We start from the raw sequence: 25,039 nt of genomic DNA, 5'->3' as shown, positions 1-25,039 counted from the left end.
GAGAGCCGTACCATGAAGACCAACGCATTCAAGAAGTGGCAGCGCTTTTTCGGCGTCGCCGTCCTCGCCGTGTTGATGGCCGGTTGTTCGACGATGAACGTCGGCGACGCACCGAAGCTGCCGAAGACGGCGAGCTGGGTGATTCTGCCCATCGCCAACACGACCGAAACGCCTGATGCCGGGCAGCGCGCGGAGAGCATCGCCCAGAGCATCCTGGTGCAGAACGGCTTTACCGACCTGCACCGCTATGTGGGCGACCCCGACGGCGGCGACTCGCTGATCGGCGGCAACAACGCCCAGACCCGCGTGCGCGCACTCGCATGGGCGCGCAAGATCGGCGCCAAGTACGCGCTCTCGGGCGCGGTAACGGAATGGCGCTACAAGGTCGGCGTCGACGGCGAGCCGGTCGCGGGCGTGACGTTCGATGTCATCGACGTGTCCAACGGCAACACGGTCTGGAGCGCCACGGGCAGCCGCAGCGGCTGGAGCCGTTCGAGCCTCGCCGGCGTGGGCCAGACATTGATTCGCAATCTGCTGGCACCGCTGGCGCAACAGTAACGGAATCATCGTGAATACCGCCAATCAACAGGACGCTTCCGTCGACGCGAAGCCCAGGGTTGCCGGGCAGGTGCGGCGCTCGGAGCCGTTCGGGAATGTGAGCACCTATGGCCGCCTGCTCGCGCCGGCGGCGACACGCCCCGTGATGGTGTTCGAGGTCATCACGGGCATGGCGCTGGCCGTGGCCATCGCCTGGCTGCTGCATCCCCAGGATCCGCTGCTCATCGAGCTGGGCTTTCCGTGGATGTGGCTCGTCGCCCTCGTCATGGCGTTGCGATACGGCGCACTGCTCGGCGTGGTGGCGGGCCTCGTGCTCGCGGCCGCCTGGTACGGCCTGTATGGGCAGCACGGCCAGCCCTTCCCGACGATGTTCTTCACCGGCGGCTTCACGATGATCGTCGTTGGCGGACACTTCTGCGACATCTGGGGCAATCGGGCAACGCGCGCGCGCGGCATCAACACGTACCTGAACGATCGCCTCCTCGCGCTGACCAGCAATCACTACCTGCTGCGCGTGTCGCATGAACGGCTCGAACGTGACTTGCTCACCAAGCCGAGCACCATGCGCGACGCCATCACCCGGCTGCGCGAGCTCACGCTCACCGAGGACGCGCCGGGCAAGGACACACCGCTGCCCAATGCGCAGCCGATGCTCGAGTTCGCCGCGCTCACCTGCCAGATCGAAACGGCGTCGCTCTTCCCCGTGCACCGCAACCGTCTCGACACGGCGGCCGTGGCCAGCGTGGGCGAAGCCTTCGCGCCCGACGAGAGCGATCCGCTCGTGCAGACCTGCCTGCGCGAAGGTCGCCTCGCGCACGTGCGCGAAGACACGACCGTGGGCGAAGACAGCGCCTACGTGGTGTGTGCGCCGTTGACCGACGGCAACGGCGAGATCAATGGCATGTTGATCGTGCGCAGCATGTCGTTCCTCGCGCTCAATCACGACAATCTGCAATTGCTGCTCGTTCTGCTGTCGTACTACGCCGACGGCGTGGCCCAGCAGGCCCCGGTGGCCAGTGTGCGCGACGAAGTCCCGGCCGCGCCCTACGACTTCGCGCTGGAGCTCGGGCGCCTGGCACGCGCCAAGCGCGAGAGCGGTATTCAATCGTCGCTGGTCGCGCTGGTGTTCCCCCGCGGCGCCAGCGGCGACTCGCTGTTCGAGCAGACGGTGCGCTCACGTCGCGCGCTCGACGCGCAATGGATCCAGTCGACGCCGCGCCATCAGATTGCCATCTCGCTCATGCCGATTACCGACGACAGCGGCATCGACGGCTACCTGTTGCGCATCGAGAACGGGCTGCGCCAGCAGTACGGGCTCGATTTCCAGACAGGGCACATCGCGGTGCATACGGCGAGCGTCGACGAACGCACGCCGGGCGAAGGACTGAAAAAGCTGCTGGAGCGCTGCCAAGATCATGCTTAAGAAACTGCTGGTGGCTGTGATCGGGATCGTGGCCCTGCTCGCACAGGCGCTGGCGATCCGCACCCTGTTCGCGCCGGTCGGCGCGATCGATCCGCTGCTGCTCTTCTTCGCGTGGCAGACGCTCAGCGCCGGGCTGACCGCAACGTTCGTGCGTGCGGCGCTGCCCGAGCATTATCACGGGCGAAACGGCGCGTTCTGGCACAGCTTCGCCGTCTGTCTGTTCATTCCCGTGGGTGGTCTGGTGCTGTTCCTGGGCATCATGACGATCGGCTTCGTGTTCCCCCCGCCGCGAGAGCTGGCCCGCTCGGGCGCCGTGGACCGGCCAGAGTTCGTGACGTACCTCGTCTCGCAGGTCACGCACGGCGCCGGGGCGCGCCTGCGCGCCCGTCTGCGCAACGTGCGCGGCACGAACGAGGATCGCGTGGCGGCATTGGTGTCGGTGCAGGCGCTGCCGTCGCGGGCGACCGGCGAGATCATGCGCGATCTGTTGTCCGACCCGGTGGAGGAAATCCGCCTGCTCGCCTACGGCATCGTCGACGGCGTGGAAAAGCAGATCATGCAGCGCATTTTCGATGCGCGCTCGCAGCGGGAGCGCGCCGCCAACGACGACGAGCGCGCGGAGGGAAGTCACCGCCTGGCCGAGCTGTACTGGGAGCTGATCTATCAGAATCTCGTGCGCGGCGAGGTCTACCGATTCACGTTGGGGCAGGTCGAGAAGTATGCCCGCGAAGCGCTCGCGCATCGCGAGAGCGACGCCGCCATGTGGTATCTCCTGGGCCGCTGCGCGCTGCTTCGCCGCGATCCGGACGAGGCTCAGGCATGCCTGGAGCGCGCGGAAGCGCATCACTTCCCCGCCGACCGGCTCGTGCCCTGGCTTGCCGAAGTCGCCTTCCTCAAACATCAATACGGACGGGTCGGGCCCATGCTCGCCAGCCTCGGGAGTGGTACGTCCACACCGACGCTCAATCCCGTCATGCGTTTCTGGACCCGCTAATGCGTACATCCGAACGTCTCGCCCGGCCGGCAGACATCGCGTTGCTTCTGGAGGGCACCTTCCCGTATGTTCGCGGAGGCGTGTCGTCATGGGTGGATCAGATGATCCGCGCGTTCCCCGACCTGACGTTTGCCGTCGTGTTCATCGGCAGCCGCCGGGAAGACTACGGCGACAAGGTCTACAAGCTGCATGACAACATCGTGCACTTCGAAGAGCACTATCTCTACGAGTTCGATGCGCCGCCCCCGGTGCGTGCCGTCGAAGGCGATGCGCAGGCGTTCGCGCAGATGGAGAAGATGCACGACATGCTGCGCCAGCGCAACGACCTGCAGGGCATCGGCAAGCTGATTCACGACGTGATCCCCATGATGGGCGACGACGGCCAGATCAGCGAGGCCAACTTCCTGCACAGCCGCCGATCCTGGGACGTCATTTCCGAGCGCTACAAGAAGTACTGTCTGGACCCCTCGTTTACCGACTACTTCTGGACCGTGCGGATCATGCACAAGCCGCTCTGGCAGCTCGCACGCATTTGCGACCAGCTGGTTCCGGCCCGGGTATATCACACCGTGTCCACGGGCTATGCGGGCTTTCTCGGCGCGCTGCTGCGCTTCAAGCACCAGCGCCCCCTGCTCGTCTCCGAGCACGGCATCTACACCAAGGAGCGCAAGATCGACCTGCTCCAGGGGCAATGGATTCGCGACAACCGCGGCCTTTTCGAGCGCGACATTTCGCGCGTTGGCTATTTCCAGGATTTGTGGGTGCGCTTCTTTGAGGCACTGGGGCGCGTCTGTTACGAAGCCGCCGACGAGATCACCGCGCTGTTCGAGGGCAATCGTCTGCGCCAGATCGCCGACGGCGCTCCCGAGCACAAGACACGCAATACCCCGAACGGCATTCCGGTGGAAAAGTTCGCGCCGCTGCGCGCACGACGCCCCGCCGAAATCCCGCCCGTCGTGGCGCTGATCGGTCGCGTCGTCCCCATCAAGGACATCAAGACCTTCATTCGCGCGATCTTCATCGCCAGCCGCCAGATGCCCGGCCTGCAAGGCTGGATCGTCGGTCCGGAGGAGGAAGATCCGGCCTACGCGCAGGAATGTCGCGACATCGCCGCGAGCCTCGGCATGGAAGACAACCTGCGGTTCCTGGGCTTCCAGAACGTCGCCGACATCCTGCCGCAGGTGGGCGTCGTCGCGTTGTCGTCCATTTCCGAAGCGCTGCCGCTGGTGGTGCTCGAAGCCTACGCGGCCGGTGTGCCGGTCGTCACGACCGACGTCGGATCGTGCCGCCAACTGGTCGAGGGGCTGGGCGACGAGGACCGGGCGCTCGGCGCGGCCGGCAAGGTCGTGCAGATCGCGAACCCCGAACACTTCGCCCAGGCCGTGGTGGACCTGCTCGAACCGCGGACCTGGCACGCCGCGCAACGCGCCGCGATCGCGCGCGTGGAACGTTATTACACACTCGGACAGATGCAGGACGCCTACCGTCATCTGTACGAGATGCTGCTCGCGCGCTCGGAACGCGCCACGGCAGCGGGAGGGGTCTGATGGCCGGCATTGGCTTCGAACTGCGCAAGATCCTGCGGCGCGACACGCTGACGAGCACGCTTGCGGCTTATGGCTACGCCGGCGTCATCAGCGCCGGCCCGCTGATTCTGTCGATTCTCGGCATCCTGCTCATCGGCATGATGAGCCTGGCGGTCGTTCAGCCGCCCGGTCTGATCGTGCAGTTCCAGGTGTCGGTCACTTACCTGATCGCGTTCAGCCTGGTCGTCACCGGTGTGCTGCAACTCTCCTTCACGCGATTCCTGAGCGACCGCCTGTTCGAGCGGCGTCCCGATCTGGTGCTCCCGAACTACAACGCGGTCTCGCTCGTCACGACCGTCGGCACCGGGCTCATCGGTCTGATCCTCGCGCTCACCGCGTTCCGCGACCAGTCGACGGGCTATCGCCTGTTGATGCTCGCGGGCTTCGTGATCGTGAGCAACATCTGGATCGGCGTACTGTTTCTCACCAGCGTGAAGCAGTACCGCGCCATTCTGGCGATCTTCTTCGTCGGATACGGCGTCACGGTGGTGAGCGCCGTGCTGCTCAATCGTCATGGACTCGAAGGCCTGCTCGGCGGCTTCGTCATCGGCCACCTGATCCTGCTGCTCGGCATGGGGTGCCTGATTCACCGCAACTACCGCACCGACGAGTACCTGCTCTGGCAGGTGTTCGATCGCCGTTTCTCCTATCCGTCGCTGATGTTCGTCGGGTTGCTCTTCAACCTGGGCATCTGGCTCGACAAGTTCATGTTCTGGTTCTACCCGGTGACCGGGCAGGACGTGATCGGACCGCTGCGCGCGTCGGTGATTTACGATCTCCCGGTGTTCATCTCGTACCTCTGCGTGATTCCCGGCATGGCGGTGTTCCTGCTGCGCATCGAGACCGACTTCGTGGAGTATTACGACCAGTTCTACAACGCGGTGCGCACCGGCGGCACGCTCAAGTACATCGAAGAGTCGCGCGACATGATGGTGCGCTCCGTGCGCACCGGTCTATATGAAATCCTGAAGATCCAGGCCGTGGTGACGCTGCTGATCTTCGCGTTCGGCGACCATCTGCTGCGGCTGATCGGCATTTCCGTGCTGTACCTGCCGTTGCTGCACATCGACGTGATTTCCGCGAGCTTGCAGGTGCTCTTCCTGGGCATTCTGAACATCTTCTTCTATCTCGACCGGCGCCTGACGGTGTTGGCGCTCACGTTCGCGATGGTCGTCGCCAACGGCGTGTTCACATGGGGTACGCTGATGCTGGGCCCAAACACCTACGGATACGGATTTGCGCTCGCGCTGGCGGTGGTCGTCATCGTCGCGATGCAACTGCTCGACCGGCGGCTCGACGCGCTGGAATACGAAACCTACATGCTGCAGAACCAGCACTGACGATTTGGCCTGACGTCGATATGTCCGACAAGACGATACAGCGGCCGCCCGCGCGGCGCAGCCGAGCACTGATGCGACTCGCCCGCGGCATGGCGGGCCTGTTCGCCGGCTGTTTTCTCAATGCGGCGTCGGCACAGGCGCCCTCGCCCGGGCGCATCGCGTTCTATTACGGCGAGACGATCGATCCCAGCGCATTCGCCGGATATGATCAGGCGGTGGTGGAGCCGGACAACGGCTTCGTCCCGAAGGTCGCGGAAGCTTCCGGCGCGGAACCGAAGGGCATGCGCTGGATCGCGTATGTCAGCGTGGGCGAAGTGCTGCCCTCGCGCGACTACTACAAGGCCATGCCCAAAGCCTGGCGCATCGGCCGCAACGGCGAATGGAAGTCCGAAGTCATCGACCAGTCCGCGCCGGGATGGCCGCAGTTCTTCGTCGACAAGGTTATCGCGCCGCTATGGGCCAACGGCTACCGCGGTTTTTTCCTCGACACGCTCGACTCGTACCAGCTCGTGAGCAGGACCGACGCCGAGCGCGCGCGGCAGCGAGCCGGTCTGGTCGCCGTCATCAAACGCATTCATCGTCGCTTTCCGCGCGCCGAGGTCATCATGAACCGGGGATTCGAGTTGATGCCCGAAGTGCATGACGACGTCTCGGCGGTGGCCTTCGAGTCGCTTTATCGCGGTTGGGACGAGGCGCAGCGCCGCTACGTGGCCGTGTCCGACAAGGATCGCGAATGGCTGCTCGCCCGCGCCCGCGAGATTCGCGAGAACTACGGGCTTCCCGTCATCGCGATCGACTATTGCCCGCCGGACGACGTCGCATGTGCCCGACAGACCGTCAACCGCATCCGTGCCGACGGACTCGTGCCGTACGTCGGCGACGGCCATCTGATGCAGGTCAATCCGGCGTCCGCGCTGGATTGAGACCCGGCCGGGCCACCAGCGAGGCGCCAACAGGTCGCGAGGCAACAGGACAGGCAGGTAAGCGACACCGGCTCACCGCGACCGAAATGCCGGACATCCATGAGCGGAATATCAATCAGGGCAGGCACGCGCCATCGTTCGCCGAAACGGCGCATGGGGTGCCACCCGTCAATTGCCTTTAGGGGAAAGTCATGTGTGGAATCGTAGGCGGCGTTGCGCGCAGCGACGTGGTGCCGGTGCTGGTGGAAGGACTGCGGCGTCTCGAATACCGCGGTTACGACTCGTGCGGAGTCGCCGTGCTGGATGCGCAACAGAAGCTCACCCGCGTGCGCAGCGTGGCGCGCGTTGCCGAACTGCGGGCGCAGGCGGCCGAGGCGGCCCTGGCCGCGCCGCTCGGCATCGCGCATACCCGTTGGGCGACCCATGGCGCGCCGGCCACCGAAAACGCGCACCCGATCTTCTCGCGCGACCGCGTCGGGCTGGTGCACAACGGCATCATCGAGAACCATGAAGTTCTGCGCGACGCGCTGCGCGCCAAGGGTTACGAGTTTGCCAGCCAGACCGATACCGAAGTCATCGCGCATCTGGTCGATGCCCATCTGCATGGCGGCGAGCGCGGTGATCTCGTGCAGGCGGTGCGAGCGGCCATTGCGCAACTTCATGGCGCGTTTGCGATTGCCGTCGTCAGCGACGACGCACCCGGACGCCTGGTGTGCGCCCGGCAGGGATCGCCGCTCGTGATCGGCTTCGCGCCGGACGGCCATTTCCTGGCGTCCGATGCGCTTGCGCTTGCCGGGCGCTGCGATCGCTTCACCTATCTCGAGGAGGGCGACGTGGCGTTGCTTACCCCCGACACGGTGACGATCCTCGACAGTCGTGGCGTCGAGGCGACGCGCCCGGTGCGCACCATGGCCGCCTATCAGGCGGAAGTCGAGCTCGGGCCTTACCAGCACTACATGCAAAAGGAGATCTTCGAGCAACCTCGCGCGATCGCTGACACGATCTCCGGCATCGCCGCGTTCTCGCCGGCCCTGTACGGCGAGGCTGCCGCGGAGGCGCTCGGTCGCGCGGACAGCGTCCTGATCCTCGCGTGCGGCACCAGCTACTACGCCGGGCTGACGGCGAAGTACTGGCTGGAGTCGCTTGCCGGCATTCCCACGCAGGTCGAGATCGCCAGCGAATACCGCTATCGCGAATCCGTACCCAATCCGCAAGCGCTCGTGGTGACCATCTCGCAATCGGGCGAGACCGCCGACACGCTGGCCGCGCTCAGGCACGCCCAGCATCTCGGTCACGAACACACGCTGGCGATTTGCAATGTCGCCACCAGCGCGCTCGTGCGTCAGACGGCGATGTCGTTCATCACCCGCGCGGGGGCGGAGATCGGCGTGGCATCGACCAAGGCCTTCACCACCCAGCTCGTCGCGCTATTCACGCTGGCGGTCACGCTCGGCGTGGAACGCGGTCGTATCGACGCCGACGGCGCGGCGGACTACCTCACGCAGCTGCGCCACTTGCCGGCGGCGGTCGCGAGCGTGCTTGCGCTGGAGCCGCAACTGATCGACTGGTCGCTGAAGTTCGCCAGTGTGCCGAGCGCCCTGTTCCTGGGGCGTGGACTGCATTATCCGATCGCCCTCGAGGGCGCGCTCAAGCTCAAGGAAATCTCGTACATCCACGCAGAGGCGTATCCTGCCGGGGAGCTCAAGCACGGTCCGCTCGCCCTCGTGAGCGAGCAGATGCCGGTCGTTACCGTCGCACCCAACGACGTGCTCGTCGAGAAGCTGAAATCCAACATGCAGGAAGTGCGCGCGCGCGGTGGCGAACTTTTCGTGCTGGCCGACGACGACATGAAAATGAGCAGCGCGCAGGGCATTCGTGTCATTCGCATGCCGGAGCACTATGGCAAACTCTCGCCGGTGCTTCACGTGGTGCCGCTGCAACTGCTGGCCTATCACACCGCGTGCGCGAGGGGCACGGATGTGGACAAACCGCGCAATCTGGCAAAATCCGTCACCGTCGAATAGGCAACGCACATCGTGCCTGGAACGCAACACATGAACAATTCCGGAACCATTCTCGTCACGGGCGGCGCGGGCTACATCGGCTCGCATACGTGCGTCGAACTGCTCTCGCACGGCTATGACGTCGTCATCGTCGACAATCTGGTCAACAGCCACCGCGAGTCGGTGGTCCGCGTCGGCGAACTCGCCGGACGCGCGCCTGTTTTCATCGAGGGAGACGCCTGCTCGAAGCCATTGCTTGCCGACCTGTTCGCGCGCTTCCGCTTCACCGGCGCGATTCACTTCGCGGCCCTCAAAGCCGTGGGCGAATCGGTGGAAAAGCCCGTCGAGTACTACCGCAACAACCTCGACAGCCTGCTGGCGCTGGTCGAGACGATGCGGGACTTCAACGTCAAGGATCTCGTCTTCAGCTCGTCGGCCACGGTCTACGGCAACCCCGCGTCCGTTCCGATTGACGAGTCGTTCCCGCTATCGGCAACGAACCCGTACGGGCAGACGAAGCTCATGGCGGAGACCATCCTCAACGACGTCGCGGCGGCCGACCCGGCCTGGCGTATCGCGTTGCTGCGTTATTTCAATCCGGTGGGGGCGCATGAGAGCGGGCGCATCGGCGAAGACCCCGTGGGCGTGCCGAGCAACCTGATGCCGTTCGTCGCGCAGGTGGCGATCGGCAAGCGCCCCGCGGTGAACGTGTTCGGCGGCAACTGGAACACACCGGACGGCACGGGCATCCGCGACTACATCCACGTGGTCGATCTCGCCCGCGGTCACCTGGCCGCGCTGGCATCGCTCCAGCGGCTCAACCGGGGCTTCACGGTCAACCTCGGCACCGGGCGCGGCTATTCCGTGCTGGAGGTGATCAAGGCATTCGAAGCGGCCAGCGGACGCCCGGTGCCGTTCAAGGTGACCGAGCGCCGCCCGGGCGACATCGAGAGTTGCTATGCGGCGACCGATCTGGCCCGTACCCTGCTGGGATGGGAAGCCGAGTACGGCATCGATCGCATGTGCGCCGACCATTGGCGCTGGCAGATGCAGAACCCGGACGGCTATCGGTAAGCCGCGCTTCCGAAGGCGCCGAACGCAAAAAAGCCGGATGTCGTGAAGACATCCGGCTTTTTCGTTTTGCCGAATCCGACGCTGGCCGGCATCGATGTGCCAAAGTCACACCGCTGCCGATAGATGGCGTCCCCTAGGGGATTCGAACCCCTGTACTCACCGTGAAAGGGTGATGTCCTAGGCCTCTAGACGAAGGGGACGGAAAACCGTCATTCGTTTGGTGGAGGTAAGCGGGATCGAACCGCTGACCTCTTGCATGCCATGCAAGCGCTCTCCCAGCTGAGCTATACCCCCGCGCGAAGAGGCGTGACTATATCGTATTTGACGTCGGTCGGCAACTGGCGCGCGGGGACGGCGACCGACGCACACGCGAAGCGCCCTCCGGGCGTCGCCCTGGCGACTTCCCCTCTCGCCAGTCCTCGTTCCGCCTCCATTGTCGCGACGGTACCGGCGGCGCGCCAGGCAACGCAGGTAAAATCCGTGCCACATCCGGCAGACGCGCAACACGGTGTCCGCCGCTCCGCCCTCAGCAAACAAAGGTTGACGTCATGAGCGACACGACATCTCCCGCTCGCGTGCCGCGATTCGTGCCCAACGGCCCGGCGCTGACCGACGAGCAGATCGCCATCGCGCTGGCCGGCGAGCGGATCTGCATCGCCATGGCCAATGCGGGCACGGGCAAGACGACCACGCTCGTCGCACGCATCGGCGAGGCCATCGCCGGTGGCACGCCGCCCGAGCAGATCCTCGCGCTCACCTTCACGACCACGGCGGCCGACGTGCTGCGCGCGCGGTTGCAGCGCAGCGGCATCCACCCGGAGTTGTGCAAGCGCGTGCGCGTGTCGACGTTCGACGATTACAGCCACGACGTGCTCGACGCCCTGCCCTGCGCCAACGACCGCGCCCGCCGGGTGCAACGCGACAGCTTCCTCACCGGCTACCTCGCCGACGCGATGCAGACGCTGCGCGACGAACTGGGGCACCGCCATCCGGCCGGCGCCTTCGACGACAACCACATCAACGTGGCGCTGTGCCTCGAGGCCATGCGCAAGCTCAAGGCCGGCGGCGCACTGTTCGACGACGTGGACGAGGAGTTGCTCGACGAGCGTCTTTTCCAGCTCGACGTCACACGAGCGCAATACGCCGTCACGCAAGCCTATGAGCGCGAGCGTCTAGGCTCTCGCGACGAACCGCTTTTCCGCGACCGTTTCGACGCCACATACGATCTGGCCCGACTGATCGACAGCGACAGCGTGGCGCCGCATTACTTCGCCGCATGCCGACTGATCGTGTGCGACGAGCAGCATGATTTCAACGAAGCCTCGTATCGTGTGCTGCGCCATTTGCTGCGCACCCTGAACTGCCGCTTCGTCGGCGTGGGCGATCGCGATCAGGTGATTCACGGCGCCATGGGGGCGAGCGACGCTTATATGGGCGAGCGCTTTCACGCGGACTTCTCCGGCACCGCGACCTACCCGCTCACGCGCACGTTCCGTCACGGACCGCACATCGCCTACCCGGTGGGCGCCTTCAAACGCAAGGCCGTCGAATCGTTCGTGCGACGCCACACGCCCGTCGCGGTCATCACGACCGGCAGCGACGCAGACGCGACCGCCCGGGCGGTGCTTGCCGACCTTCGCGAATGGCTGGGTGACAGCGACCGGCGCGCCACGTGCGCCGTGCTGTTGCGAGACTGGCATCAGGGCGCGGCCATCGAGCAGGCCTTGTGGCAAGCGGACATGCCGTTCGAATCGCCGAACAAGGAAGGATTCCAGTTCCGTGAGGAGATCCGCTTCGTTCGCGCGGTATTCGCACTGACGCTGCGCGCGCACGAGACCATCGACGAGCGCGAGCGCATGTCGGTCGCCGCGGTGCTCGGCATCTTCGCGAACATCCGTCTCACGCGCGATCAGTACCAGTTGACGGCAAAACACCCCGAACTGCTCGAACAGATCTATACGTCGTATCTGCTGGGCGCACCGCAGCAGACGCCGGCGGCCAACATCGGACGCCTGATTCGCGAGCTGCGCGCCGACGCCGCCACCCTCACCGCCCGCGACGCGTTCCGACGCATCCGTCAACGCGTCGACTTCCAGTCGGTCGCCACACGCCTGTACGCCCGGCCCTACGACGTCGACCTCGTCGAGCGTTCGCTGCGCGCCTTCGCGTCGACGCTGCCCCAGGACGACACCCCGCTCGCCGCCTATTTCGAGGCGATGATGGCGCGCCTGGCCGGCGCGCGTCAGGGCCGCACTCAGGCGCGCATCAGCATCGACACCGTCGCCAACGTCAAGGGCCGGGAATTCGATCACGTCGTCATGCCCTATCTCGAACGCAATGAGTTCCCGAACCCGTTCGCGCCGCTGGAGAGCGAGAAGAACCTGTTCTACGTCGCGCTCACCCGCGCCAGAGAATCGATATCGCTCATCACGCCCGCGGACAGCACCCGGCAGAGCGGCTTCATCGGGTTGCTCGATCTGGCGCGCACCACACCGCGTGCGGACGACGCGCTCCTGCGTAACATGGCGATGCCGCCCGACGCCCGGCCGACGCGGCGCTACCTGAGCGGCGACACCTATGGCGCGAAAGACGAACTCGCCAGACTCGGCGCCATGTACGACGCGGCACGGCGCCAGTTGTACATCACCTCGGATATGGACCCGATACCCTTCGCACAATGGCTTCGCACGTCGAACATGGGACGCGAGTAGAATCCGGCACGCACGGGCACGGATTTGGCAGGCGACACACGCCTGCTCCCGCTGCCGGAGACAGGACATGCTCAAGAAGACAGCCGTCGCACTGACATTGATGATCACCGCGGGTTGGGCGCATGCCGAGCGCATCGGCGACGTCAGCACCGCATTCAAGTTCCTGGGACCGGATCACAAGATCGTCGTGGACGCCTACGACGATCCGAAGGTCCGAGGCGTCACCTGCTACGTCTCGCGCGCGAAGACGGGCGGCCTGAAAGGCATGGTCGGCCTCGCGGAGGACAGGGCGGAAGCGTCGATTGCCTGCCGCCCGGTGGGGCCGATCTCGTTCACCGGCCCATTGCCGAAGGAAGAGGAGGTCTTCTCCGAGGGCATGTCGCCGCTGTTCAAGCGACTGCGCATCGTGCGCATGGTCGACAGGGCGCGCAATACGCTGGTCTACCTCACCTACTCCGACAAGCTCATCGACGGCTCGCCGCAGAACAGCGTGACCGCCGTGCCGGTGGATCGCGCAACACCGATCCCGTCGAAGTAAGTCTGCACCGGATCGTCACCCGTCGCGACGATCCGGAGCGTTTACCCCCGCAACAGGCCGAAGCGCCGGAGCTTGCGGTACAGCGTGTTGCGGCTCACGCCGAGCTTGCGCGCCGCGGCGCTGACCTGACCCTGGCAGGCGTCGAGCGTGGCGCGCAGCGCCTGACGCTCCGCGGCTTCCAGCGGCGCCTCCGTCGGCACCTCCGGCCCGGCGCCGGTCGGCATCGAGCCGCGCGCTTCGCGCAACGCCTGCGGCAGGTCATCCACCGTGATCACATCCTGCTCGTTGAGCGCGACGAGCGTGCGAATGACGCTGCGCATCTGACGCACGTTGCCCGGCCACGCATAGGCGCACAGGCGCTCCTGCGCTTCGTCCGTGAGCGCGATGCGGCCGTGCGCGTCCGTTTGCGAGAGTAGCTGGAAGATCAGGTCACGCTTGTCTTCGCGCTCTCGCAGCGGCGGTACGCTGACCTCGAGACCGCTCAGACGATAGAACAGGTCCTCGCGAAACTCCCGCGCGGCAATCCGCTCGGACAGGTCACGATGCGTCGCGCTGAGCACGCGAATGTCGAGCGCCACGGGCTCGCCGCCCCCAAGCGGCGACACCATGCGCTCCTCCAGCACACGCAGCAGGCGTGTTTGCATCGCAAACGGCATGTCGCCGATCTCGTCGAGAAACAACGTACCGCCGTTGGCCTGCCACAGCTTGCCGTTCATCCCTTCCTTGCGCGCGCCGGTGAAGCTGCCGCCGACATAGCCGAACAACTCACTCTCGATCAGCGATTCGGGGATGGCCGCGCAGTTCAATGCCACGAACGGGCCGCTGGCCCGCGCACTGGCGGCGTGCACCGCGCGCGCGAACACTTCCTTGCCGCTCCCGGTCTCGCCACGGATGAGCACGGGGACGTCGTGGGCGAAAACGCGGCAGGCGCGCGAGAACGCCTGTGCGAGCGTGGCATCAGCGAATGGCTTGACGCGCTCGCCGTGCAGCGTCGTCGCCGTACCGGGTGACGCGCGTGGCGCACGCACCGAGCGCAGCGGCGCGCGCACCATCGCGAGCAGCGCTTCCCCGGTATGTGTCCGAATGGGCCAGCAGGCGCCGGGCGTCGGATGCGCCTGCGCGAACAGCGCGTCGAGCGGCTGCGCGAACCACCGGTCCACGCGTGTGCCGACGATGCCCTCGCGCGTCGTGCCGAGCCGGTTCAGCGCGCTCTGGTTGACGGCGAGCACCCGCCCGGCGTCGTCGAACGCGACCAGCGCCTGCGCGAAACCGCCGAGATGATCGGCCTGCTCCTGGAGTTGCAGGAGCCATTCGTCGCGATAGTGCTGGAAGAAATACTCGCTCTCCACAACCTTGGCGGACAGGTTGACGAGGGCAAGCGTGTGAAACTGGCTCTGGCGCGTGAGGTCGGCGCGCGTCGAAGACACATCGATCACCGCGAGCAGATCGCCGTGTGGCGCGAAGACGGGACTTGCCGTGCAGGTAAGCGGCGTATGCAACGCCCGGAAATGATCCTGCTGGCAGATGATGACGGGGGTGCGCTCGACCGCGCACGTGCCGATGCCGTTGGTGCCTTCGCACGATTCGCTCCAGTCCGCGCCGGGCCACAGACCGGCGCGATGGAAGTCGTCGCGCGTGCCGTCTTGGAGCCGCGAATCGACGATGACGCCGTCGGGCGCGCTCAGCAACACGGCCTGGTGCGGATTCATCAACTGTCGTTGCAAGCGTTCGAGCACCGGCATCGACACGGAACGCAACTGCTCCATCGCGCTGCGTCGCTCGCGCAGCTCCGACGACGCGAGCACGCGCGGTGCCATGCGCGCGCCCGGGTCGAGCGCATGCGCGTCGAGGCAGCGGCGCCACGAGCTGGCGATATTCGGGTCGGTCTCGGCGGCGCCCGGCGCCGGGCGCCCTTGGGCAACGCTCAGCACACGGCGCGCGTGTGCCGACTCGGTATTGACTGGCATTGGTCGTCTCCCCCTGCCGGATGATCTGCGGATCTCGTATTCGTCCCTGAAGCATGTCGCATGCCGGGGGGGTTTGCAATGCGCTATGTCAATCGACCGGCACAGGGCGATTGCCTGTCACGACGGTGAGACACCCCCGTCATGGCATGGCACAGATGTGTCACGGAATCGGCACACCCGGCACCGGGCAGCGTGCCGGCCATGCCCGTGGCGCCTGGCGCGCACCGGGGTGGCCCGCGAATTGCTTTGGGGGTGTGGCGTGGCCGCCGCGCCACCGACACGACAATATCCGGAGACACGACATGCGATACGCCCCTCCCGGCACTCCCGGTGCCCTGCTGTCCCTGCAACCGCGTTACGAGAACTACATTGGCGGCAAATTCGTGCCGCCCGTGGAAGGACGCTATTTCACCAACACGTCGCCGGTTACAGGCGGGGTGATCGGCGAGTTTCCCCGCTCCGGCGGCGCCGACATCGAGCTGGCCCTCGATGCGGCCCACGCCGCCGCGCCGCAATGGGGAAAGACCTCGGTACAGGCGCGCTCGCGCATTCTGCTGCAAATCGCCGACCGGCTCGAGAGCCAGCTGGAGCGCTTCGCCGTGGCCGAGACGTGGGACAACGGCAAGCCCGTGCGCGAGACGCTCGCCGCCGACCTGCCGCTCGCCATCGATCACTTCCGCTACTTCGCGGGCTGCATTCGTGCGCAGGAAGGCACGGCGGCCGAGATCGACGCCCACACGGCGGCGTACCACTTCCATGAGCCGCTGGGCGTCGTGGGTCAGATCATTCCGTGGAATTTTCCGTTGCTGATGGCGGCATGGAAACTCGCGCCCGCGCTGGCTGCCGGCAACTGCGTGGTGCTCAAGCCCGCGGAGCAGACGCCGCTCTCGATCACGTTGTTTGCCGAGCTCGTGGGCGATCTGCTCCCGCCTGGGGTGCTCAATATTGTGCAGGGCTTTGGCAAGGAGGCGGGAGAGGCGTTGGCGACAAGCCGGCGGATCGCCAAGATCGCCTTCACGGGCTCGACCCCGATCGGCGGACAGATTCTCGCGCGCGCGGCCGCCAACCTGATCCCGAGCACGGTCGAGCTGGGTGGCAAGTCGCCGAACATCTTCTTCGACGACATCATGCGCGGTGAACCCGAATTCGTCGAAAAGGCGGCGGAAGGGCTGGTGCTCGGCTTCCTGAACCAGGGCGAGGTGTGCACATGCCCGTCGCGCGCGCTCGTGCAGGAGTCGATCTACGAGCCGTTCATGGAAGTGGTCATGGCGCGCGTGGCCCGCATCAAGCGCGGCGATCCGCTCGACACGGAAACCGCGGTGGGCGCGCAGGCGTCGCAACAGCAGTTCGACAAGATCCTCACGTATCTCGACCTCGCCCGCAAGGAAGGCGCCACGATACTCACCGGCGGCGGCATCGAAATGCTCGACGGCCCGCTCGCCTCGGGCTTCTACATCCAGCCCACGCTGCTCAAGGGCGAGAACCGCATGCGCGTGTTCCAGGAAGAGATTTTCGGGCCGGTGGTGGGCGTGACGACGTTCAAGGACGAAGCGGAGGCGCTCGCGATTGCGAACGACACCGAGTTCGGTCTCGGCGCCGGGGTCTGGACACGCGACATCAATCGCGCCTACCGGATGGGGCGTGCGATCCAGGCCGGGCGCGTGTGGACCAATTGCTATCACCTCTATCCCGCGCACGCGGCGTTCGGTGGCTACAAGAAGTCGGGGATCGGACGCGAGACCCACAAGATGATGCTCGACCACTACCAGCAAACGAAGAATCTGTTGGTGAGCTACGACGTCAACCCGCTCGGGTTCTTTTGAGCGTTCGCTCTATTCCTTGCCCGGTTTGCAGCAGATCAAGGACACATCGCGCCCTGGGTGCGATGCTGTCCTCAGTGCTTGCAAGCGTTGATTCTGGACACCGCCGGCGCGTCCGGCCGGCTGCGACGATGCCGTCGGCAGCGCGCGCGGTGTGCCCCTCACAGAACAGATCAGGAGCATGACCATGAGCACGACATTCTTCATTCCCGCCGTCAACATGATGGGCGTGGGCAGTCTCGACGAGGCGATTGCCGCCTTGCGTCAATATCAGTTCCGCCGCGCGTTGATCGTGACCGACGCGGGCCTCGCCAGGGCCGGCGTCGCCGACAAGGTGGCCGGGCTGCTGGCACGAGAGGACATTCAGTCGGTGGTGTTCGACGGCGCCAAGCCGAACCCCACGGTCAGCAACGTGGAAGCCGGGTTGGCGATGTTGCGCGAGCATCAGTGCGATTTCGTCATCTCGCTCGGCGGCGGCTCGCCGCACGACTGCGCGAAAGGCATTGCGTTGTGCGCGACCAATGGCGGGCACATTGCGGACTACGAAGGCGTTGACCAATCGAAGAAGCCGCAGTTGCCGCTCGTCGCGATCAACACCACGGCAGGCACCGCGAGCGAGATGACGCGCTTTTGCATCATCACGGACGAGAAGCGGCACGTGAAGATGGCGATCGTGGACCGGAACGTGACCCCGTTGCTGTCGGTCAACGACCCGGCCCTGATGGTGGCGATGCCCCAGGGGCTGACCGCCGCCACGGGCATGGACGCACTCACGCACGCGACCGAGGCCTACGTGTCGACGGCCGCCACGCCGATTACCGACGCGTGTGCGCTCAAGGCGGTAACGCTGATTTCGCAGAACCTGCGTCGCGCCGTATCGCACGGCGACGACATGGCGGCGCGCGAGAACATGGCCTATGCGCAATTCCTGGCGGGGATGGCCTTCAACAATGCGTCGCTCGGTTACGTGCACGCGATGGCGCACCAGCTCGGGGGCTTCTACGACTTGCCGCACGGCGTGTGCAACGCGGTGCTGCTGCCGCACGTCGAGGAGTTCAATGCGAGTGTGAGCGCCGCGCGCCTGAGGGACATTGCACAGGCGATGGGCGAGAAGGTCGACGGACTGAGCGCCGAGGAAGGTGCGAAGGCGGCCATCGCCGCGATCCGGCGCCTGTCGAAGGACATCGGCATTCCGGCCGGTCTCGAGGCACTCGGTGCGAAGACATCGGACATTCCCACGCTGGCGGCGAACGCCATGCAGGACGCGTGCGGCCTCACGAACCCGCGACGCGCCGAGCAAGCCGAGATCGAGGAGATCTTCCGTCGGGCGTTTTGATGCGTCACCTCGTCGGATCGCCGACAACACGGCGATCCGATGTCGGCCGCCGCAAAGATGGCGTTTGATGCAGCGCTTCCTGGATGGCGGTCGGAGGGTCGTCGATCATTCGCGCGTACGTGCTGAAATTCGAGGCTTCTACGGAAATGTCTTGAGCTTCTTCAGGGTGCCGATCCAAACTTTCAGGAGTGGGCCAGTTCGCGGAAGTTCATCCAGTGCGAACTCACGAGCCATCCCGCGTCGACCGGCAGACTCACGCCCGTGATGGCACTCGATTCGTCGCACATGAGGAAACTCACGGCCGCGGCGATTTCGTCGGTCCCCACCAGCCGCCCCAGTGCGGAATGGGCCTCGATCGCAGCCGCGCTGCGCTTGCCTGTTGCAAGCTTGTCCTCGAAGATGGGGGTGAGCGTGAAGCCTGGCGCTACCGCATTCACACGAATGCCGGACGCGCCCAGCTCGCCCGCCGCAAGCTGGGTGAGCGCACCCAACGCCACCTTCGCCGGTGAATACGCATGCAGCGGCAACGGGCGCAGTTCGTTGATCGACGTGATGTTCACCACGGCGCCGGCACCCAGCTGCGTCATGAGCGGTACAAACACCCGCAGACAATGCTGGGCACCGAAGTAGTTCACTTCCCACACGCGCCGCTGCATGTCGTCGTTCATGCCAAGCATGGGCACCACATCCTGCAGCACACCCGCCACGTTCACCAGGCCCGCCACGCCGCGCTCGCGCAGCGACGCCGCCAATGCATCGACCGCCCCGTGGTCGGTCACGTCGAGCGCCGAAAGCTGCAAACGCGCCTGTCCCGCACGCGCGCCGAAAACGTCCTTCAACCGGGCCGTGTCCAGATCCGTCGCCACCACATGCCAGCCATCGTCGTGCAAACGGTTCGCCACCGCCAACCCAATACCGCCGCTCGCGCCGGTCACCACCACGGCATGCCCGCGATCGCGCAATGCGTTCAGGGAATCGCGCTTCGCGCGGCCAGAGGATGTGTTCATACGGCGCGTCTCCATTGGATGATGTGGTCGCTTTATTTTCTAAACTATTCGTTTAGTTTATCCGCAACCCCGCTGGAGACGTCAAGCTGTTTTTTTCGCCGGACTTCGTGCCCGCGAGGTTTTCCCAACACCTGTGCCGGCGCTCCGCGAGCGTGTGCGGGTCAATTCGGGCACGGTGCCGTTGGGGCCCAGCAGCCCCTGCATTACGAGATCGACGTGTTCGCGGACGAACGCGCGCGTGAGTGGCTTGTGGCCCACGAGCAGACGGTAGTAAAGCGGCGCGTAAAGGATGTCGAGCACGACGTCGGGATCGCCCGGCTTGATCAGGCCACGTGCAATCGCATCGCGCACGATTTCCACACCCTGTTGGCGTCGTGCCGAGACGTAGCCGTCGCGAAATGCCTGTGCGATCTCCGGGTCCGACTGCCCCTCCGCGATCAGGGCGCTGATCATCGTGCCCATCGGTCCGCAGAATTCTTCGGCCATCTTCAGCAGACGCGCGAAGATGCTGTCGAGTTGCAACTCTTCTGGATACGGCAGTGCCTGCCCCGCTTCGCGCAGGAACGCGGTCATGATGACCGAGGCGCGATTCGGCCACCACTTGTAGATCGTGGCCTTGCTCACGCCTGCCGCCGTGGCGATCGCTTCCATCGTGGTGGCGTGCAGCCCCTGCTCCAGCAACAGACGATAAGCCGCATCGAGTACGGCGCGCTCCGCTTCGACACTGCGCTTGCGACCGCGCCGACCGGGCGCCGGAGATTCGGGATTCGACTGACTTGACATTCGTTGTGTCCGGACAAATACTAAACTAAACGTTTAGTTCATAAATAATAGCACCGTATCGAAAACTATTCGGCAGGCAACCCTGCCAACGGTGCATCGGCTCGGAGAACGGGATGCAGAAGTCTGACACAGTTTTTTCTTCCTTTGACCTGCCCGTCAGCGAGCGGCTTGCCGACACGGGCATTACGCCGGAAGAGCGGCGCCTGCGCGAGGATCTTGCGGCGGCCTACCGGCTTTGCGCATTCAACGGGTGGGACGACCTGATCTACACCCATCTGTCGGCGCGCGTGCCTGGCCCGGACCATCACTTTCTCGTCAACCCGCTCGGCCTGTCGTTTCACGAAATCACCGCGTCGAATCTGGTGAAGATCGATCTCGACGGGCGTGTCGTGGGCGAGTCGCCCCACCGACCGAACGCGGCGGGGTTCGTCATTCACGGCTGCATTCATGCGGCGCGCGAAGACGCCGCCTGCGTGATGCATCTGCATACCGAAGCGGGCATGGCGCTGTCCGCCCTCGAAGACGGGTTGCTGCCGATCACCCAGCATGCCATGCGCTTCGTGGGCCGGCTCGGTTATCACGACTACGAAGGCATCGCCCTCACCATCGACGAGCGCGAGCGGCTGCTGGCCGACCTGGGCGACTGTGCTGCGATGATTCTGCGCAATCACGGCACACTTACGGTGGGCCGCTCGGTCGGGCATGCGTTCGTCGAGATGTTCTATCTGGAGAAAGCCGCGAGGGCGCAGCTGCTGGCGCAGAGCACTGGCGCGGCCCTGCGGATTCCGTCGCGCGAGATCGCGGAATTGACCGCGCATCAGTGGGTGAACGATCTGCGCGGCTCCGGCGATCGCGAATGGCCGTCGCTGTTGCGTCGGCTCGAGCGGGACGGGCACGACTATAAGCGGTAGGCGAGCCGCATTCGTATCTTCTTGCCGTTTGGCAGTAGCGTCACGCAGTCCGTGGCAGGCAGTTGGTAGTGGTCAGCATTCCAAAACAGAACTATGACGGAGACACCCCTTGAACCCGACCATCGCAACACAGGCGAGCCAAACGGTCGCGAACGGCGATAACGCCGCCGCACTGGACTCGCGCATCGCGCAGGAAACGATCGGCCAACTATTTCGCCGCATCCTGCCCTTCCTGATTCTCTGCTATATCGTGGCGTTCCTCGATCGCGTCAACGTCGGCTTCGCGGCGTTGCACATGAATGGCGATCTGGGATTCACCGCCACCGTTTATGGTTTCGGCGCCGGTATCTTCTCTCTCGGCTACTTCGTTTTCGAGGTGCCGAGCAACCTGATCCTGCATCGCGTCGGCGCGCGAATCTGGATCGCGCGCATCATGGTGACGTGGGGCATCGTATCGGCGGGCTTCGCTTTCGTTTCCGGCGAAACCTCGTTCTACACGATGCGCTTCCTTCTGGGCGTGGCCGAGGCGGGCTTCTTTCCCGGCATCGTGCTGTACCTGAGCCTGTGGTTTCCGGGACGCGCCATGGCCCGCGCGACGGCGATCTTCATTCTCGGGCTGCCCCTTGCCGTGCTGATCGGCGCGCCGCTCTCCACTGCGATCCTCACGTCGTTTCACGAGTTCGCCGGACTGCGCGGCTGGCAATGGATGTTCCTGCTCGAAGGCGGCCTGGCCGTGGTGGTGGGCGTCGTGGCGTACTTCGTGCTGGGCAATGCGCCGGACAAAGCCGCGTGGCTCACCGATGCGCAACGTGAATGGCTGGTGCGCACGCTCGCGCAGGAAAAGGCGGCCAAGGAGCGCGCCCGTCAATACGGCGTCATGGAGACGCTGCTCTCGGGCAAGGTGCTGCTGCTGGCATTCGCGATTTTCTGCAACATCACGGCCCTGTTCGGTATCACGCTGTGGATGCCGCAGATCCTCAAGGGCATCGGCGGACTGGACAACACACAGGCCGGCTTGCTCAGCGCGGTGCCGTACATCTGTGCAGGCGTGGCGATGGTCGTGAATGCGCGCCACTCCGACAAGACCGGCGAGCGTCGCTGGCACATCCTGCTGCCTGCCGCGATTGGCGCCGTCGGCCTGGTGATGGCCGGCAATGCCGCATCTCCCTACGTGGGCATTCTGGGCCTTTGTATCGCGGCAGCCGGTATTCTGGCGTCGAACATTCTCTTCTGGCCGCTGGCGCCGATGTTCCTGACGGGCGCGGCCGCGGCCGCGGGCATCGGCCTCGTGAATTCGGTCGGCAATCTCGGCGGCTTCGTCGGGCCTTATCTGACGGGATGGGCCAAGGACACCTTCGGCGGCTACGGCGCGAGCATGACCACGCTCGGCGTGATGGTGCTCGTGTACGGCCTGCTGCTCTTCGTCTTCCTGACGGTGACGACGCGCCGCGCGGCCTCCGCCGACGCCGTCGGTGCGGGCAGTACCGGTGTGGCGAGGTCGTCATGAACATTGCCAATACCCTCGCCCGCGCCGCGCAGCGGTATCCGGATCACATCGCGACGTATCTTGGCGACACGCCGCTGCACGATTACGCAACGCTCGCCCGGCGCTGCGCACGCCTGGCTGCCGGCCTGCGCTCGATGGGGCTGGCCGACGGCGCTCGAGTGGCGCTGTGGATGCGCAACCGGCCCGAGTACCTCGAGTGGTTGTATGCGATCTGGTGGGCCGGGCTCGTCGCCGTGCCGATCAACGCGAAGCTGCATCCGCGCGAGGCGGCCTTCATCGTCGGCGACGCCGCGGCGGACATTCTGCTGGCGCAGGCGGACGATCTCCAGTCCATCGCCGAATTCGTGTCGCCGTCGGTCGTGCGCATGCCGCCGGAGGACAGCCGCGTCGCCGAGTGGCTCCAGGTCGAAGCGAGTCAAGGAAGCGGGCACTCAGCGGGCAGCCTCCGGCCTGGCGCCGTCGCGTCGCGCGAAAACGACGATCTGGCGTGGATCTTCTACACGTCTGGAACGACCGGGCGCCCGAAGGGTGTGATGCTGTCCCATCGAAACCTGTGGTCGATGGCCGCGTGCTACCTGACGGACGTCGACACACCCGGTCGCGAGGACCGCACCCTGTACGCGGCCCCGATGTCACATGGGGCGGGACTCTACAGCGTGATCTTCATGATGCAGGCGGCGGGCCACGTGTTTCCCGCGTCCGGTGGGTTCGATGCGCAGGAGATGTTCGCCCTGGCGGCGTCACTGGGGAACATTTCGTGTTTCGCGGCGCCCACCATGGTGAACCGTCTGGTGCGGCATGCGCAGGCCACGGAGGCAAAGTCGGACGGGTTCAGGACGCTCGTCTACGGCGGCGGGCCAATGTACGCGGCGGACATCGAGCGCGCGCTTTCGGTGATGGGACCGCGCTTCGTGCAGATATACGGCCAGGGCGAGTCACCGATGACGATCACGGTGCTCCCGCGCGAGGCTATCGCGGCGAGCGAACATCCGCGCTGGGCGCCGCGTCTGGCGTCGGTCGGCCACGCGCATGCCATGGTGGAAGTGGCCGTGGTCGACGACGACGGCGAGCCGGTCGCGGCGGGCACGCCCGGCGAGGTCGTGGTGCGCGGCGACGTCGTGATGCAGGGCTACTGGCGCAATCCGGAGGCGACGGCGAAGACCTTGCGCGACGGCTGGCTGTGGACGGGCGATATCGGCGTGCTGGACGACGACGGCTACCTCACGCTCAAGGACCGCTCGAAGGACGTGATCATCTCGGGCGGCACGAACATCTATCCGCGCGAAGTCGAGGAGGTACTGCTGCGCGCCGACGGCGTCGCGGAGGTGGCCGTGATCGGCGAGCCGGACGCCGAGTGGGGCGAAGTCGTGGTCGCGTACGTGGTTTGCACCCCGGGGGACACGCTCGACAGCGCCGCCCTCGACGCATTCTGCCTGGCGCATATCGCACGGTTCAAGCGCCCCAAGCGATATGTGGCGCTCGACGCACTGCCTAAGAACCACTATGGCAAGGTGCTGAAAACGGCGTTGCGTTCGGCCTAGGTGAACGCGGCGGGAAGTGGATATAGTACGATCACGTTAATCGGACCGGGAATCCGAAGTCCCTTTGTCCGATGGCCCATTGTGCCGGCCTCCGATAGCGTGCAATCCTCTGCTCCACTTTCCACCGTGTCCACAAAAAGCGTCGAAACCGCGCCGAAGGCTCGCAGGCCAAAAGCGAACGCCAGCGCCCCCCTCCCTCCGGAGACTCCCGCGGGTGCCACGCCGCCGCTCGGCACCCAGAGCATCCACCGCGCGGTCACCGTGCTGCGCGAAGTGGCCGCACACGGCATGAAAGGCCTGCGCCTGTCCGATATTGCCGACGCCCTGTCGCTGGAGCGGCCAACGGCGCACCGCATCGTCAAGGGACTGGTCGCGCAAGGCATGCTGATGCAGAACCGCGAGACCCGGCACTACCATCTCGGGCACGTGGTTTACGAACTCGGGCTGGCCGCCTCGCCGCACTTCAGTCTGCGCGAGCTGTGCCAACCCACATTGCAAGCATTGGCGGAAAAGTCGGGCGACTCGGTCTTCCTGATGGTGCGCAGCGGACTCGACGCCGTCTGTATCGACCTCATCGAAGGCGGCTACCCGATTCAGACGCGTACGCTCGAAATCGGTGGACGCCGTCCGCTCGGCGTGGGCGCAGGGAGTCTTGCGCTGCTCATCGCGCTCCCGCCCGACGAGCGCGCACGGGTCATGGCGACCAACGCCGGACGTCTCGCGAGCTTCGGCAATTCCACCCAGTCGCGACTGGAGCACGCCATGGCGATCTCGGCCGAGGCGGGTTACGCGATCAACGAAGAAGACGTGCTACCGGGCGTCTCGGCCATCGGGCTGGCGATTCGTCCGCGGCAGGGCACCCCGTATGCGGCGATCAGCATCGCCGCCATCGAATCCCGGCTCTCGGGCGAGCGGCGCATCGAAATGGCGAAACTGTTGCAAAAGGAAGTGCGCGCACTGGAAAAGAAGCTCGAGGTCGAATCGCTGCGCTGGGAATAACGCTACCCTGCGCAGCGT

The 25,039-nt window shown here is 65.5% G+C and carries 19 protein-coding genes and 2 tRNA genes; 16 read left to right on the top strand and 5 right to left on the bottom strand.

Features of this window, described 5'->3' with window-relative positions:
• The first annotated feature begins 12 nt into the window (after nucleotides 1-12).
• From LV28_RS26620 to galE, 8 genes are all read left to right on the top strand, one after another.
• On the top strand, nucleotides 13-558 hold the full coding sequence (locus tag LV28_RS26620; protein ID WP_023593978.1) for a hypothetical protein: 546 nt from the start codon (nucleotides 13-15) through the stop codon (nucleotides 556-558).
• A 10-nt stretch (nucleotides 559-568) separates the two neighbouring features.
• Nucleotides 569-1,981, top strand: a complete 1,413-nt coding sequence (locus LV28_RS26615) for a PelD GGDEF domain-containing protein (protein WP_038618930.1) — start codon at nucleotides 569-571, stop codon at nucleotides 1,979-1,981.
• Nucleotides 1,974-2,975: a tetratricopeptide repeat protein gene (locus tag LV28_RS26610; RefSeq protein ID WP_023593976.1), complete on the top strand. Its 1,002-nt coding sequence runs from the start codon at nucleotides 1,974-1,976 to the stop codon at nucleotides 2,973-2,975. Before LV28_RS26615 ends, LV28_RS26610 begins: the two co-directional genes overlap by 8 nt.
• Nucleotides 2,975-4,522, top strand: a complete 1,548-nt coding sequence (pelF, locus tag LV28_RS26605) for a GT4 family glycosyltransferase PelF (RefSeq protein WP_023593975.1) — start codon at nucleotides 2,975-2,977, stop codon at nucleotides 4,520-4,522. The genes LV28_RS26610 and pelF overlap by 1 nt, the downstream gene beginning before the upstream one ends.
• The gene (gene pelG / locus LV28_RS26600) at nucleotides 4,522-5,901 is read left to right on the top strand and encodes an exopolysaccharide Pel transporter PelG (RefSeq protein WP_023593974.1); all 1,380 of its coding nucleotides are present in this window, start codon (nucleotides 4,522-4,524) and stop codon (nucleotides 5,899-5,901) included. The genes pelF and pelG overlap by 1 nt, the downstream gene beginning before the upstream one ends.
• Before the next feature lie 71 nt (nucleotides 5,902-5,972).
• Nucleotides 5,973-6,824 (top strand): endo alpha-1,4 polygalactosaminidase, encoded by an 852-nt coding sequence (locus tag LV28_RS26595; RefSeq protein WP_023593973.1) that lies wholly within the window; start codon nucleotides 5,973-5,975, stop codon nucleotides 6,822-6,824.
• A gap of 191 nt (nucleotides 6,825-7,015) precedes the next feature.
• Nucleotides 7,016-8,848 carry a glutamine--fructose-6-phosphate transaminase (isomerizing) gene (gene glmS / locus LV28_RS26590; protein WP_038618934.1) on the top strand — a complete coding sequence of 611 codons (1,833 nt, stop codon included), beginning with the start codon at nucleotides 7,016-7,018 and terminating at the stop codon, nucleotides 8,846-8,848.
• 30 nt (nucleotides 8,849-8,878) lie between these two features.
• Nucleotides 8,879-9,901 (top strand): UDP-glucose 4-epimerase GalE, encoded by a 1,023-nt coding sequence (gene galE, locus LV28_RS26585; RefSeq protein ID WP_023593971.1) that lies wholly within the window; start codon nucleotides 8,879-8,881, stop codon nucleotides 9,899-9,901.
• Nucleotides 9,902-10,025: 124 nt separating this feature from the next.
• Here galE and LV28_RS26580 read toward each other — a convergent pair.
• A tRNA-Glu gene (locus LV28_RS26580) sits at nucleotides 10,026-10,101 on the bottom strand.
• An 18-nt stretch (nucleotides 10,102-10,119) separates the two neighbouring features.
• A tRNA-Ala gene (locus tag LV28_RS26575) sits at nucleotides 10,120-10,195 on the bottom strand.
• A gap of 254 nt (nucleotides 10,196-10,449) precedes the next feature.
• Between LV28_RS26575 and LV28_RS26570 the strand changes: the two genes are divergently transcribed.
• On the top strand, nucleotides 10,450-12,612 hold the full coding sequence (locus tag LV28_RS26570) for a UvrD-helicase domain-containing protein (protein WP_069106807.1): 2,163 nt from the start codon (nucleotides 10,450-10,452) through the stop codon (nucleotides 12,610-12,612).
• Between the two features lie 67 nt (nucleotides 12,613-12,679).
• Nucleotides 12,680-13,150: a CreA family protein gene (locus LV28_RS26565; RefSeq protein ID WP_023593969.1), complete on the top strand. Its 471-nt coding sequence runs from the start codon at nucleotides 12,680-12,682 to the stop codon at nucleotides 13,148-13,150.
• A 41-nt stretch (nucleotides 13,151-13,191) separates the two neighbouring features.
• Here LV28_RS26565 and LV28_RS26560 read toward each other — a convergent pair whose 3' ends face one another.
• Nucleotides 13,192-15,117, bottom strand: a complete 1,926-nt coding sequence (locus LV28_RS26560; RefSeq protein WP_038618942.1) for a sigma-54-dependent Fis family transcriptional regulator — start codon at nucleotides 15,115-15,117, stop codon at nucleotides 13,192-13,194.
• A 302-nt stretch (nucleotides 15,118-15,419) separates the two neighbouring features.
• Between LV28_RS26560 and exaC the strand changes: the two genes are divergently transcribed.
• Both exaC and yiaY read left to right on the top strand, forming a co-directional pair.
• Nucleotides 15,420-16,940: an acetaldehyde dehydrogenase ExaC gene (gene exaC, locus LV28_RS26555; RefSeq protein WP_023593967.1), complete on the top strand. Its 1,521-nt coding sequence runs from the start codon at nucleotides 15,420-15,422 to the stop codon at nucleotides 16,938-16,940.
• Nucleotides 16,941-17,124: 184 nt separating this feature from the next.
• Nucleotides 17,125-18,273, top strand: coding sequence for an L-threonine dehydrogenase (gene yiaY / locus LV28_RS26550; RefSeq protein ID WP_023593966.1), 1,149 nt, complete (start codon nucleotides 17,125-17,127; stop codon nucleotides 18,271-18,273).
• A gap of 182 nt (nucleotides 18,274-18,455) precedes the next feature.
• Here the strand turns inward: yiaY and LV28_RS26545 are convergent, their stop codons facing one another.
• Both LV28_RS26545 and LV28_RS26540 read right to left on the bottom strand, forming a co-directional pair.
• The gene (locus tag LV28_RS26545; RefSeq protein ID WP_058371620.1) at nucleotides 18,456-19,280 is read right to left on the bottom strand and encodes an SDR family NAD(P)-dependent oxidoreductase; all 825 of its coding nucleotides are present in this window, start codon (nucleotides 19,278-19,280) and stop codon (nucleotides 18,456-18,458) included.
• 81 nt (nucleotides 19,281-19,361) lie between these two features.
• A complete protein-coding gene (locus tag LV28_RS26540) occupies nucleotides 19,362-20,063 on the bottom strand; it encodes a TetR/AcrR family transcriptional regulator (RefSeq protein WP_023593964.1) in 702 nt (233 codons plus the stop codon).
• 113 nt (nucleotides 20,064-20,176) lie between these two features.
• Between LV28_RS26540 and LV28_RS26535 the strand changes: the two genes are divergently transcribed.
• The 4 genes from LV28_RS26535 to LV28_RS26520 all read left to right on the top strand — a co-directional run bounded on the left by LV28_RS26535 (nucleotide 20,177) and on the right by LV28_RS26520 (nucleotide 25,021).
• Nucleotides 20,177-20,974 carry a class II aldolase/adducin family protein gene (locus LV28_RS26535; RefSeq protein WP_038618945.1) on the top strand — a complete coding sequence of 266 codons (798 nt, stop codon included), beginning with the start codon at nucleotides 20,177-20,179 and terminating at the stop codon, nucleotides 20,972-20,974.
• A gap of 109 nt (nucleotides 20,975-21,083) precedes the next feature.
• Nucleotides 21,084-22,481, top strand: a complete 1,398-nt coding sequence (locus LV28_RS26530; RefSeq protein WP_115344422.1) for an MFS transporter — start codon at nucleotides 21,084-21,086, stop codon at nucleotides 22,479-22,481.
• Nucleotides 22,478-24,022 carry a class I adenylate-forming enzyme family protein gene (locus LV28_RS26525; protein ID WP_038618947.1) on the top strand — a complete coding sequence of 515 codons (1,545 nt, stop codon included), beginning with the start codon at nucleotides 22,478-22,480 and terminating at the stop codon, nucleotides 24,020-24,022. Before LV28_RS26530 ends, LV28_RS26525 begins: the two co-directional genes overlap by 4 nt.
• Nucleotides 24,023-24,148: 126 nt before the next feature.
• Entirely contained in the window at nucleotides 24,149-25,021 is an 873-nt protein-coding gene (locus tag LV28_RS26520) for an IclR family transcriptional regulator (protein ID WP_024788439.1), read from the top strand.
• Nucleotides 25,022-25,039: the final 18 nt, after the last annotated feature.

Origin of the sequence: Pandoraea pnomenusa, from assembly GCF_000767615.3 — a bacterium.
In the GTDB taxonomy this organism is placed as follows: domain Bacteria; phylum Pseudomonadota; class Gammaproteobacteria; order Burkholderiales; family Burkholderiaceae; genus Pandoraea; species Pandoraea pnomenusa.
The sequence above is the reverse complement of the archived record's forward strand: the minus strand, read 5'-3'. Positions and strand labels throughout refer to the sequence as shown.